The following is a 12,866-nucleotide window of genomic DNA, read 5'->3' as shown; positions in this document are numbered from 1 at the left end:
GGCAGTGACCATTAAAGAAAAGGCCCCGGAGCGCTGTGCTGCTCCGGGGCCTTGGCGATTAAAAGGGGGAATCCACGACCTGCCTTGTACCGTGGCCCCCGAAACTGGCGCAGTATACGCAATGCATATGACATGCCAGTTTCAATTTCCTTACTGCGCGCTAGCGGCCGGCCGGCCCTGGCGAGTGAGGAGCAGGGCCAGCAGGCAGCCGACACCTGTCACGCCGATCAGTAGGCTCATCGGCAGCGGGCTGCCATCGTGCAGGGCGCCGACCAGGGCGCTGCAGGCGGTGCCGAGGCCGAACTGGCCGGCGACGGCGAGGCCGGCGGCGGCGCCGGCCTGTTTCGGGTAGCGCGACAGCAGACTGGCGACGCTGTTGGCGCCGAGCAGGCCGGTGACGCTGACGTAGAACAGCAGGCAGATCACCACCGCCGGCAGGCCGCCGGTGCCGCTGCCGCCGAGCAGGGCGAGGGCGATACCGGAGAGGGCGGCGATGCTGGCGCCGCAGACCAGCATGCGCTGGGTGCCGAGGCGGGTGACCAGGCGTGCGTTGAGCAGGGTGGCGACGATGATGCCGCCGATGTTCAGGCTGAACAGCCAGGCATAGCCCTGCGGCGAGACGCCGAAGTGTTCGATGTAGACGAACGGCGAGGCGGTGATGAAGGCGAACATGCCGCCGAACGACAGGCCCATGCAGAGGATGTAGCCGAGGGCTTGGGGTTGCAGGGCGATCTGCCCGTAGGCGCGAAATACCGCAGCCACCGAGGCGCCGCGAGCGTCGGCCGGGTGGGTCTCGGGGATCTTCCAGGCGCTGGCCAGCAGGCAGACGCCGGCGAAGGCCAGCAGGGCGACGAAGATCGCCCGCCAGCCGTCGAACATCATCAGCCAGCTGCCCAGCAGCGGGGCGATCAGGGTGGCGATCATGGTCACCAGGTGCATCAGCGACAGGACGCGCGCGGCGTCGTTGAGGGGGAACAGGTCGCGGACGATGGCGCGCGCCAGCACCGAGGCGCCGGCGCCACCGAGGGCCTGGAACAGCCGCCAGAACACCAGTTGTTCGGCCTTGCTGGCGAGGATGCAGCCGACGGTGGCGACCAGGTACAGGGCGATGCCGCCGAGCAGCAGGCGGCGGCGGCCGAAGCGGTCGGACAGCGGTCCGTAGAGCAGCATGCCGGCGCACAGGCCGGCGAGGAATACGCTGATGGTCAGCTGGATCTGCGCCTCGGGGGCGCCGAGATCCTGGGCGATCAGCGGCAGGCTCGGCAGGTACATGTCGATGGACAGGGGGCCGAAGGCCACCAGCGCGGCGAGCAGGACGATCAGGCGGTGGGGTTTGGCGACGACGCTGGACATGGGCCCTCCAGGTGGATGCCGGGTGAAAAGAACAAGGCCGCCCGAAGGCGGCCTTGGAGGTGCAGTTTACAGACTGAGCAGGCACAGACTGATGGCGGGGAACAGCGCCAGCACGATGATGCGCAGGATGTCCGAGGCGATGAACGGGATAACGCCCTTGGCGGTTTCCGCCAGCGGCACGTTGCCGGCGGCGCGCTGGACGATGAACAGGTTCATCCCCAGCGGCGGCGTCACCAGGCCGATCTCCACCACCATCAGGGCGAGGATGCCGAACCAGATCGACTTCTCGGACGGGTCCAGGCCGAAGAAGTCCAGGCCCATGATCACCGGGTAGAAGATCGGGATGGTCAGCAGGATCATCGCCAGCGAGTCCATCACGCAGCCGAGCAGCAGGTAGAGGATGAGGATGGCGAACAGCACCAGCATTGGCGCCAGGCCGCTGTTCTTCACCCACTCGGCCAGCTCGTTGGGCATCTGGGTCAGCGCCAGGCCGGAATTGAGCAGGTCGGCGCCGAGCAGCACGAGGAAGATCATCGCGGTGGTTTCCGCGGTGCCGAGCAGGCTGGTGCGGATGCCGTCCCAGCGCATGCCGCCCTGGATCACCGCGAGGATGCCGCAGGCCGCGGCGCCGATGGAGGCCGCCTCGGTGGGGTTGGACCAGCCGCCGTAGATGCCGACGATCACCACCATGAACACGCCGATCACCGGCAGCACGTTGACGAACGCCTTGATCCGCTCGGCCGTGCTGGCCTTCTGCTGTTCGTGATCGTGGCCGCCTTCGCGGGCGACCATGATGCGCAGCACCACCATGTAGCCAAGCACCGCGAGGATGCCGGGAATCACCGCAGCGACGAACAGCTTGGCGATGGATTCCTGGGTCAGCACCGCGTAGATGATCAGCGGTACCGACGGCGGGATCAGGATGCCCAGGGTACCGCCGGCTGCCACGGTAGCGGTGGCCAGACGACCGGAGTAGTTGTAGCGGCGCAGTTCGGGCAGGGCCACGTGGCTCATGGTTGCCGCAGTGGCCAGCGAGGAGCCGCAGATCGCGCCGAAGCCGGCGCAGGCGCCGATCGCCGACATGCCCAGGCCGCCTTTCCAGTGGCCGATGAAGGCCGCCGCGCAGCGGAAGATCGCCCGTGACAGGCCGCCGTGGGTGGCGAACTGGCCCATCAGCACGAACAGCGGGATCACCGCCAGGTCGTAGTTGGACAGGCGCGAATAGGCGAGGTTGTTGAGGGTGAACAACAGCGAGGACAGGTCGCCGTCGTTGACTGCCCAGAAGCAGGCGGCGCCGCCGATCAGCATGGTGATGCCGATATGCACGCGCAGGGCCAGCAGGGTCAGGGTGATGGCCAGCGCGATCAGGCCGAGACTCAAGCCGCTCATGCGTGGCCTCCGGAACGATGGAAGAGGTCGGTAATGCGGGCCAGCGAGCACAGCGCCAGCAGCACCAGGCTGGGCACGATGAAGACCAGCGGAATCCACATGGGGATCGACAGCAGGGTGGAGACGTCGCCGTACTCCATGTTGTCGAACAGCTGCAGGCCGGTACGCCAGGCGAGGATCAGCGCGGCGAGCAGGCACAGGGTGTGGCCGAGGGTGTCCAGGGCGCGCTGGATGCATGGCGACAGCTTCATGGTGAAGGTGTCGACCTTGATGTGCATGCCGCGCAGCTCGCACATCGGCAGGAAGGCGGCGATGGCGATGGACGCACCGATTTCCATCAGCTCGATATCGCCGCGGATCGGGGCGGAGAACAGCTTGCGGCCGATGATGGAGATCAGCGACATGTTGATGAGGGCGATCAGGACCAGACCACCGGCCAGGGCGAAGCCCTGGGCGGTGTAGTGGAGAGCGCGGCGGTAGGCGCCGCGCTCAGCCAGCTGGTCGCTCCCAAAGGATAGCGACTCGTTCATGGAGGATTACCGGGAGGCGGAGGTGAGGTTGCGTGCGCCGTCGACGAGCGCCTGGCCGTCGATTCCTTTAGCGCTGACTTCCTTGACCCATGCGTCGGCTACGCCGGCTGCAGCATTCTGCATGCCCTTGTAGGCGGCGGCGTCGATGGCCACCAGGCCTTCGGCCGGAGTGGCTGCGCGCGCGCCGTCCAGAGCCTTTTCCCAGGCAGTGGAGAAGCGGTCGAGCAGGGCCTTGCCGCTGTTGCGCTCGATGATTTCCTGCAGATCCTTGGGCATGCCGTCGAACTTCTTCTGGTTCATCAGCATGGTCAGCACGGTGTAGCCGAGAGCGGTTTCGCCGGCCGGGATGGTGCTGTGGTATTGGGTGACTTCATCCAGCTTGGTGGCCGGAACCACTTCCCAGGAGGCCAGCGCGCCGTCGACCACGCCCTTGGAGATGGCTTCGGTCATCTGCGCCGGCGGCATGCTCACCGGGGTGGCGCCGAGGGCTTCGAGGCTCTTGGCGGCGGTGCGGCTGGAGGCGCGGATCTTCAGGCCCTGCATGTCGTCGAGGCTCTTGACCTGCTTGCCGCGGGTGTGCAGCTCCATGCCGCCGTCGCCATGCACGACCAGTACCTTGTAGTCCTTGAAATCGTCCTTGGCGTACTTCTCGTAGAAGCTCCAGATGATCTCGTTGCCGGCCTTGGCGCCGGGCGGCAGGATGAACGGCAGTTCGAGGGCCTCGACGCGCGGGAACTTGCCGGCGGAGTAGGCCGGGGCGGTCCAGACGACGTCTGCCACACCGGTGCGCGCCATGTCGGCCAGCTTGGCCGGGGTACCGCCCAGCTGCATCGACGGGTAGAGCTGGCACTTGATGCGGTCGTTGGACTCCTGACGCAGGGTCTCGCACCACGGCTCGATGATGTTGGCCTGGGCGTTGGAGGTGGACGGCAGGAAGTGCGCGACTTTCAGGGTGTAGCTGTCGGCGGCCTGGGCGGCGGCAGCGAAACCGATGGATACGGCAAGGGCAGCGAGTTTCAAGGTTCTCATGAGAGACTCCCGTTATTGTTGTACCTGGATTGGTAACATGTTAATCGAAGGCTTGCACGCAATTTCTGCAAGCTGTCGGATGAACGCTTACGGCTCCGGGTAACGAGTGGTTCGGGTACCTAGACGGGACATGCCCGGGCGTGCGCGACATCGTCCCGGCAAACGTACGCCCAGCATAGCCGAGGCGTACGCGCACTGCCTGCCATGCGGGTTTCGCCGCGGCAGCGGCAACCCGGGACAGGCACAACGATGGGCTACAAGGCGCGCCCGGACCTGTTACGCGCGCGGCAAACCCTGCCCCTGCCGCCATCCGCGATGAGGCGGTTGCCGAGGCTTGGATGCCGTTTGTTAACAAGTTAACGCTGGCGATGGTGTGACAATCGTTTCGGGCTGTCAACCCATCCCATGGGAGGGCAGTAGGCAGCCTTTCGATTTGCCAGAATTGGCCCCGAAGCTTCCCATGCGCCGTTTTTTCCGGCATGTTGCGCGGGCTGAAAAACCGAAAAGGATCAGCACGCAAGGCAAAAAAGCCGTTGTTAACATGTTAGTCCAGTGCTAGAACAACGGCCGCTCGTCGGCCTGCTGCCGGCTGGCGGGTGAACGTCGAAGAAGAAAAAAGTCCCCGTGGAGACAGAACAACAATGAGCAAAATTTCTCAGCGCTCGAAACTGGCTTTGAGCATTCTCGCTGCCGCTATGGCCGTCCCTGCCGTGTCCCAGGCCGCTCTGGTCGAAGACAGCAAGGCGAGCCTCGAACTGCGCAACATGTATCTGAACCGTGATTATCGTGATGAGGCGACTTCTACCACTCGCCGTGCTTTCGATAACGAATTCCAGTCCTATGGTGAGTACTGGGGGCAAGGCTTCATTGCCAAGTTTGAGTCCGGTTTCACCGAAGGCACCGTAGGTGTGGGCGTTGATGCTATCGGTCTGCTTGGTGTCCGTCTTGACTCCGGCAAGGGGCGGGTTGATGGTATTAACGGTGGTGGTGCCAGCGGTGGCATCGGCATGTCGCCGCTGGAGCGCAATGGTGACCCGGTTGGCGATTACAGTGAGCTTGGTCTGACGGGTAAGGTACGTGTATCCAAGTCGACCCTGCACATCGGCACATTGATGCCGACCCTGCCGGTCGTGCAGTACAATAATACCCGCTTGCTGCCGGGCACCTACACCGGCGGTATGATCACTTCCCAAGAGGTGGATGGTCTGACACTCCACGCTGGGCGTTTGACCGAGTTCAATCTGCGTGACTCCAGCAATAATCAGGAGTTTCCTGATGTCAATGCAAATGTCCATACCGAAAACTTTGACTTTGCTGGTGGCGCTTACGCCTTCAGCCCGCAGCTGACTGCAAGCTACTACTACGGCGATTACGACAACGTCTACAAGCAGCACTTTACTGGTCTGGTACATAAGCTGCCGCTGGGCGAGGGTATGAGCCTTACTAGTGACCTGCGCTACTTCAAGTCCAAAGACCAGGGGCGCAATCCGTCTCAGGTTGATAATGACATGTATCAGGGCATGTTCACTCTGGGTGTCGGGGCGCACAAATTTGGTTTGGGGTTCCAAGACCTGTCGGGTGATGGAGCATTCCCGATGGTTGCTGGCGCGGATCCCTACAGTATCAACTTGGTGACTTATAACATCTTCACCAAAGAAGAGACTGATGCTTGGCAGGTTCGTTACGATTACGACTTCGCCTCGCTGGGTATTCCAGGTCTGACCTTTATGACTCGTTATGTCGACGGCACCAACATCGCCGCTGGCGGCAAGAATGGTGGTCAGGAATGGGAGCGCGATACCGATATCGTCTATACCCTGCAGGAGGGCACTCTCAAGGGGCTGCGTTTCCATGTGCGTAACGTGACCTATCGTACCGAGTCGCATATTGGTCGCGACGTCGACGAAAACCGTCTGATCGTCAGCTACACCCTGCCGCTGCTCTAAGCAGTCGCTAAAAAAGCCCGCCGCGCCCCGGCGGGCTTTTTCGTGGGTGCGATTCTCAGGCGCGGGCGCTTTCGCGCAGGCGGTACTCGCTGGGTGTCATGCCGGCCTCGCGGCTGAAGAAGCGGGTGAAGTAGGCCGGATCCTTGAAGCCGAGCTGGTAGCCGATTTCGTTGACCGAGCCGGCAGTGAATAGTAGTAGGCGTCGCGCTTCCTGCATCAGGCGCTCGTGGACCAGGCGTTTGGACGGCAGGTCGGCGATGCGCCGGCAGATGTCGTTGAGGCGTGCCTCGGTGACGCCCATCGCTTCGGCATAGCGCGACAGGGGCCAGTGTTCGCGGTAGCGGTCCTCGATCAGTGCGTTGAAGCGGTGGAAGATCTGCAGGTTGTCGTGGCGCACGTGCTGGTTCTTCACCGGCTCGGCGGACAGGCGCAGCAGGGCGATGAAGATCAGCTGGGTCAGTGCCTGCAGGCTGGCGTTGCGCGCGGGCAGCTGCTGGCCGAACTCGTCGGCGAGCATCGCGAACAGGCGGTCGAGGTGTTCCACCTCGCTGGCATGCCGGGCGTCGGGTGCGCCCAGCGCTACGCAGGTGGGCGATACCAGACGCGGTTCGCCCGACTGGCTGCGGTGGGCCTCCAGCAGCGGCCAGACCAGTTGCTGGCGCACCGTCAGCACATGGCCTTCGCTGTCCGGGTGGGTGACGAAAGCGTGCGGGATGGTCGGCGGGGTCAGGAAGAACAGTGGGGCGCTCTCGCTGTACTGCTGGTCGTCGAGATAGACCCTGACCGCGCCCCGCGTCAGGTAGTGCAGCTGGAAGAAGCGGTCGTGCCGATGCACCGGCATGTTGTGGCCGAAAAAGTCGGCCAGCTTGCCCAGTGCCTCATAGTGGACGTCCTCGTCGGCGTACCGCTGGTCGTAGACCTGGCCGATATTGATGTTCGGGATCGGCTCGTTGCCGCGCATCGCTGGTCTCTCCACAGGGCCGAACTAGTCTGAATGATACCTCGCGATCAGGAATCGGCGAGGAAAGGCTTGACCACGATTAACATGTTAACTATAAAGTTCACATGTTAACCGGGGTCGTCGACGTTCGGTTACGGTGATCGCCGTGTCCTGCTGGGCAGGTTCCGGATTCATCCCATTGGTCTGTGGAGAAAAGCTGGCATGCGCCGAGCGATGATTGAAGTGGACGGCAAGGTCCTCGAGGCGACGGTTGACGACAAGGGTCAAGCGCTCGTGAATGGCCAGGTCGTCAAGCCTGACGCCTGGAAAGCCCCGTTCAGCGGCACCGTGTTCGGCATCGCGCTGAACTACCAAGGTCTGCTGGACAGCAAGATTGCCGAGTTCAACCAGGACCCGTACAAGACCCCGCCGAAGACCCCGGTGCTGTACATCAAGACCCCGAACACAGTGGTCGGTCACGAGGGCAACATCGTCTTCCCGGCCGGCGTCGACGCCATCCAGGCCGGTCCGGCGCTGGGCGTGGTGATCGGCAAGCGCGCCAGCCGCGTTTCCGAGGCAGAGGCCATGGACTACGTCGGCGGCTACACCGCGGTCAACGAGGTCACCCTGCCGGAAGTCAGCTTCTACCGCCCGGCGGTCAAGGCCAAGTGCCGCGACACCTTCTGCCCGGTCGGCCCGGTCGTCGTCGATGCCGCCGACATCAAAGATCCGCACGCGCTGGAGATCAGGCTGCTGGTCAACGGCGAAGTCCGCCAGCAGAACAGCACCGCCAACTTCGTGCGCTCCATTCCCGAGCTGATCAGCTTCCTCAGCCAGTTCATGACCTTCGAGCCGGGCGACCTGATCATCACCGGCGTGCCGGAAGGCCGCGTCGACATCGCTGTCGGCGACAAGGTTGAAGTCGAAATCGCCGGCCTTGGCCGCCTCAGCAACACCGTGGTCGCGGAATAAGGAGCCGGAACATGAAACACGCACGCATCCGTTACCAGGGCGAAGTCCACAACGTCACCGTCGAGGACGCCAACGCCGTCCGTCTGGCCGATGGCACCCTGCTGGCCGAGGATCAGGTCGAGTGGCTGCCGCCGGCCACCGGCAGCATGTTCGCCCTCGGTCTTAACTACGCCGACCACGCCGCCGAGCTGGCGTTCAAGGCGCCGACCGAGCCGCTGGTGTTCATCAAGGCGCCGAACACCTACACCGGCCACCGCCAGATCACCTGGCGTCCGGATAACGTCGCCTACATGCACTACGAGTGCGAGCTGGTGGCGGTGATCGGCAAGACCGCGCGCAACGTCAAGCGCGAGGACGCCCTGGACTACGTCGCCGGCTACACCGTTTGCAACGACTACGCCATCCGCGACTACCTGGAGAACTACTACCGGCCGAACCTGCGGGTGAAGAACCGCGACTGCACCACTCCGGTCGGCCCGTACATCATCGACCGCAGCCAGATCGCCGATCCGCAGAACCTCAAGCTGCGCACCTGGATCAACGGCGAGCTGCGCCAGGAAGGCACCACTGCGGACATGATCTTCGACATCCCGTTCCTGATCGAATACCTGTCCGCCTTCATGACCCTGCAGCCGGGCGACATGATTGCCACCGGCACCCCGGAAGGCCTGGCCGACGTGGTTCCGGGCGACGAAGTGGTCGTCGAAGTGGAGGGCGTCGGTCGCCTGGTCAACACCATCGTCAGCGAAGCCGATTTCTTCGCTGCCAAGAATGCCGCAGTAGCCAAGTGAGGGTTAAGCAATGATCAAGCATTGGATCAACGGCCGCGAGGTCGAGAGCAAACAAGTCTTCGAGAACCTGAACCCGGCTACCGGCGAAGTGATCTGCGAAGTGGCCAGCGGCGGCGCCGAGGAAATCGCCCAGGCCGTGGCCGCGGCCAAGGAAGCCTTCCCGAAGTGGGCCAACACCCCGGCCAAGGAACGCGCCCGCCTGATGCGCAAGCTGGGTGAGCTGATCGACCAGAACGTGCCCAAGCTGGCCGAGCTGGAAACCCTGGACACCGGCCTGCCGATCCACCAGACCAAGAACGTGCTGATCCCGCGTGCCTCGCACAACTTCGAGTTCTTCGCCGAAGTCTGCACCAACATGAACGGTCACACCTACCCGGTGGACGACCAGATGCTCAACTACACCCTGTACCAGCCGGTGGGTGTCTGCGGCCTGGTGTCGCCGTGGAACGTGCCGTTCATGACCGCCACCTGGAAGACCGCGCCGTGCCTGGCGCTGGGCAACACCGCGGTGCTGAAAATGTCCGAGCTGTCGCCGCTGACCGCCAACGAGCTGGGCCGCCTGGCCCTGGAAGCCGGCATCCCGGCTGGCGTGCTCAACGTGGTGCAGGGCTACGGCGCCACCGCCGGCGACGCCCTTGTTCGTCACCCGGACGTGCGTGCCATCTCCTTCACCGGCGGCACCGCCACCGGCAAGAAGATCATGGAAACCGCCGGCCTGAAGAAGTACTCGATGGAACTGGGCGGCAAGTCGCCGGTGCTGATCTTCGACGACGCCGATCTGGATCGCGCCCTCGACGCCGCGCTGTTCACCATCTTCTCGCTGAACGGCGAGCGTTGCACCGCAGGCTCGCGGATCTTCATCCAGGAAACCGTCTACGACAAGTTCGTCGCCGAGTTCGCCGCCCGCGCCAAGCGTCTGATCGTCGGCGATCCGCAGGATCCGAAGACCCAGGTCGGCTCGATGATCACCCAGGCGCACTACGACAAGGTGACCGGCTACATCAAGATCGGCATGGAAGAGGGCGCCACCCTGCTCGCCGGTGGCCTCGAGCGTCCGGCCAACCTGCCGGCGCACCTGGCCAAGGGTCAGTTCATCCAGCCGACCGTGTTCGCCGACGTCGACAACCGCATGCGCATCGCCCAGGAAGAGATCTTCGGCCCGGTGGTGTGCCTGATGAAGTTCAAGGACGAGGCCGAAGCGCTGCGTCTGGCCAACGACACCGAGTACGGCCTGGCCTCCTACATCTGGACCCAGGACATCGGCAAGGCCCACCGCCTGGCCCGTGGCATCGAGGCCGGCATGGTGTTCATCAACAGCCAGAACGTGCGCGACCTGCGTCAGCCGTTCGGCGGCGTGAAGGGCTCGGGTACCGGTCGCGAAGGCGGCGAGTACAGCTTCGAGGTCTTCGCCGAGATCAAGAACGTGTGCATCTCCATGGGCAGCCACCACATCCCGCGCTGGGGCGTGTAAGGCCGGTGCCCCTCTCCCGGACGCGGGAGAGCCCTGGGGGAGGCGTGGGCCTGCGGCCTGCGCCTCCCCGACCCTTTCCCCCGGGAGAGGGGGTCCGGGCGCAGCGCCAGCCGCGCCCTATCCGTATCTTCGCCGCGTGCGCCGCGCGTGCCGGCCAACTGGAGAATCGTCATGGGCAAACTCGCTCTGGCCGCCAAGATCACCCACGTTCCCTCCATGTACCTGTCCGAGCTGCCCGGCCCGCGCCATGGCTTCCGCCAGGCGGCCATCGACGGTCACCTGGAAATCGCCCGCCGCTGCCGCGAGCTGAACGTGGACACCATCGTGGTGTTCGATACCCACTGGCTGGTCAACGCCAACTACCACATCAACTGCGCGCCGCACTTCAAGGGCGTGTACACCAGCAACGAGCTGCCGCACTTCATCAGCAACATGGAGTACGAGTTCCCGGGCAACCCGGAGCTGGGTCGCCTGCTGGCCGAGGAAGCCAACCGTCTGGGCGTGGAGACCATGGCCCACGACGCCACCACCCTCGGCCCGGAGTACGGCACCCTGGTGCCGATGCGCTACATGAACACCGACCAGCGCTTCAAGGTGATCTCGGTGTCGGCGCTGTGCACCTCCCACTACCTGGCCGACAGCGCGCGCCTGGGCTGGGCCATGCGCAAGGCCGTGGAAGAGCACTACGACGGCACCGTGGCCTTCCTCGCCAGCGGCTCGCTGTCGCACCGCTTCGCCCAGAACGGCACCGCGCCGGACTTCGCCACCAAGGTGTGGAGCCCGTTCCTCGAGGACCTCGACCACCGTGTGGTGCAGATGTGGGAGCAGGGCGAGTGGGAAACCTTCTGCGCCATGCTGCCGGAGTACGCGGTCAAGGGTCACGGCGAAGGCTTCATGCACGACACCGCGATGCTGCTCGGCGCCCTCGGCTGGTCCAAGTACGACGGCAAGGCCGAAGTGGTCACCCCGTACTTCGGCTCCTCCGGCACCGGCCAGATCAACGCCATCTTCCCGGTCACCCCGCAGGACGGCTCGACCATTCCGGCGGCGCAGGCCTCCAACCCGGACTTCATCGCCGCCAGCCGCCTGTAAGGAACGCACCATGCCCCATCTGGTTCTCTACTACAGCCCCGACATCGAGCGCGACGTCGACGTCGCCGGCCTGTGCCGCGAACTGGCCGACTGCATGCTCGAACAGCGCGACGAGCAGGGCCGTGCGGTGTTCCCCACCGGCGGCACCCGCGTGCTGGCCTACCCGGCCGCGCATGCGGCGATCGCCGACGGCAAGGGCGACTACGGCTTCTTCTACGCCAACCTGCGCATGGGCAACGGGCGCAGCGCGGCGGTGCACCAGCAGGTCGGCGACAGCCTGCTGGCGGTGCTGCGCGCACGCCTCGACGGCCTGCTGGCCCAGCGCCCGGTCGGCGTGACCCTGCAGATCGACGAAAGCCGCAACCAGGTCTTCGACGCCAAGCACAGCAGCCTGCACCCCCTGTTCACCAAGAATTCCTGAGGTTTCCATGTTTGACGCCCAACTGATCCAGCAAGCCGCCGAGCGCCTCGACGTCGCCGAGCGCACCGGCGAGCAGATCCGCCAGTTCTCCCTGGAGAACCCGGACATGACCATCGCCGACGCCTACGCCATCCAGCGCGCCTGGGTCGAGAAGAAGATCGCCGGCGGGCGCAAGATGATCGGCCACAAGATCGGCCTGACCTCGCGCGCCATGCAGGTGTCCTCCAACATCACCGAGCCGGACCACGGCGTGCTGCTCGACGACATGCAGTTCGAGGAAGGCTCGGATATCCCGATGAGTCGCTTCATCGTGCCGCGCGTGGAAGTCGAACTGGCGTTCATCCTCGGCAAGCCGCTGAAGGGCCCGAACTGCACCATCTTCGACGTGCTGGACGCCACCGAGTACGTGATCCCGGCGCTGGAGATCATCGACGCGCGCATCCACAACGTCGACCCGGAAACCGGCATCACCCGCAAGGTGTTCGACACCATCTCCGACAACGCCGCCAACGCCGGCATCGTGCTCGGTGGCCGCGCCATCCGCCCGCACGACGTCGACCTGCGCCGCGTGCCGGCGATCCTCTACCGCAACGGCGTGATCGAGGAATCGGGCGTGTCCGCCGCGGTGCTCAACCACCCGGCCAAGGGGGTGGCCTGGCTGGCCAACAAGCTGGCGCCCTACGGCGTGAGCCTGGAGCCGGGGCAGATCATCCTCGGCGGTTCCTTCACCCGCCCGGTGGCGGCCAAGGCCGGCGACACCTTCCATGTCGACTACGACATGCTCGGCTCGATCTCCTGCCGCTTCGTCTGAGCCCGCGGGCCAGACCTATGCTGTACCTTGGGCAGACGGCCGCAGGCCCTGCCCGCCGCCGGCCGGCAGCCTGCCCGGCCGGTGACCCAGGCCGCCGCGCCGGTTTTCCTCCATACCGGGA

At 64.8% G+C, this 12,866-nt stretch carries 12 protein-coding genes; 7 read left to right on the top strand and 5 right to left on the bottom strand.

Annotation, left to right across the window (positions count from 1 at the left end; genetic code table 11):
* Positions 1-150: 150 nt before the first annotated feature.
* The 4 genes from BLU22_RS02990 to BLU22_RS02975 form a co-directional block, all read right to left on the bottom strand.
* Entirely contained in the window at positions 151-1,353 is a 1,203-nt protein-coding gene (locus BLU22_RS02990) for a Bcr/CflA family multidrug efflux MFS transporter (protein WP_090212021.1), read from the bottom strand.
* Between the two features lie 66 nt (positions 1,354-1,419).
* Complete coding sequence (locus BLU22_RS02985; RefSeq protein ID WP_090212019.1) at positions 1,420-2,742, bottom strand: TRAP transporter large permease; 1,323 nt, start codon at positions 2,740-2,742, stop codon at positions 1,420-1,422.
* Complete coding sequence (locus BLU22_RS02980; protein WP_090212018.1) at positions 2,739-3,272, bottom strand: TRAP transporter small permease; 534 nt, start codon at positions 3,270-3,272, stop codon at positions 2,739-2,741. Before BLU22_RS02980 ends, BLU22_RS02985 begins: the two co-directional genes overlap by 4 nt.
* 6 nt (positions 3,273-3,278) lie before the next feature.
* Entirely contained in the window at positions 3,279-4,301 is a 1,023-nt protein-coding gene (locus tag BLU22_RS02975) for a TRAP transporter substrate-binding protein (protein ID WP_090212016.1), read from the bottom strand.
* A 641-nt stretch (positions 4,302-4,942) separates the two neighbouring features.
* On the opposite strand from BLU22_RS02975, the gene BLU22_RS02970 reads away from it, so the two are divergent.
* A complete protein-coding gene (locus BLU22_RS02970) occupies positions 4,943-6,247 on the top strand; it encodes an OprD family porin (RefSeq protein WP_090212015.1) in 1,305 nt (434 codons plus the stop codon).
* Between the two features lie 55 nt (positions 6,248-6,302).
* Here BLU22_RS02970 and hpaA read toward each other — a convergent pair whose 3' ends face one another.
* Positions 6,303-7,208 (bottom strand): 4-hydroxyphenylacetate catabolism regulatory protein HpaA, encoded by a 906-nt coding sequence (gene hpaA / locus BLU22_RS02965; protein WP_090212013.1) that lies wholly within the window; start codon positions 7,206-7,208, stop codon positions 6,303-6,305.
* A gap of 201 nt (positions 7,209-7,409) precedes the next feature.
* Here hpaA and BLU22_RS02960 point away from each other — a divergent pair, with 201 nt between their 5' ends.
* From BLU22_RS02960 to hpaH, 6 genes are all read left to right on the top strand, one after another.
* Positions 7,410-8,159, top strand: coding sequence for a fumarylacetoacetate hydrolase family protein (locus BLU22_RS02960; RefSeq protein ID WP_090212011.1), 750 nt, complete (start codon positions 7,410-7,412; stop codon positions 8,157-8,159).
* Between the two features lie 11 nt (positions 8,160-8,170).
* Positions 8,171-8,950: a fumarylacetoacetate hydrolase family protein gene (locus BLU22_RS02955; protein ID WP_090212009.1), complete on the top strand. Its 780-nt coding sequence runs from the start codon at positions 8,171-8,173 to the stop codon at positions 8,948-8,950.
* A 10-nt stretch (positions 8,951-8,960) separates the two neighbouring features.
* Entirely contained in the window at positions 8,961-10,421 is a 1,461-nt protein-coding gene (gene hpaE, locus BLU22_RS02950) for a 5-carboxymethyl-2-hydroxymuconate semialdehyde dehydrogenase (protein ID WP_090212007.1), read from the top strand.
* Positions 10,422-10,592: 171 nt separating this feature from the next.
* Positions 10,593-11,513, top strand: a complete 921-nt coding sequence (gene hpaD, locus BLU22_RS02945; protein WP_090212005.1) for a 3,4-dihydroxyphenylacetate 2,3-dioxygenase — start codon at positions 10,593-10,595, stop codon at positions 11,511-11,513.
* Positions 11,514-11,523: 10 nt separating this feature from the next.
* Positions 11,524-11,934, top strand: a complete 411-nt coding sequence (locus BLU22_RS02940) for a 5-carboxymethyl-2-hydroxymuconate Delta-isomerase (RefSeq protein ID WP_090212004.1) — start codon at positions 11,524-11,526, stop codon at positions 11,932-11,934.
* A 7-nt stretch (positions 11,935-11,941) separates the two neighbouring features.
* On the top strand, positions 11,942-12,745 hold the full coding sequence (gene hpaH / locus BLU22_RS02935; protein WP_090212002.1) for a 2-oxo-hept-4-ene-1,7-dioate hydratase: 804 nt from the start codon (positions 11,942-11,944) through the stop codon (positions 12,743-12,745).
* Positions 12,746-12,866: the final 121 nt, after the last annotated feature.

Origin of the sequence: Pseudomonas guangdongensis, assembly GCF_900105885.1 — a bacterium.
GTDB classification, from domain to species: Bacteria; Pseudomonadota; Gammaproteobacteria; order Pseudomonadales; family Pseudomonadaceae; genus Geopseudomonas; species Geopseudomonas guangdongensis.
This window is presented reverse-complemented; position numbering and strand designations above follow the sequence as displayed.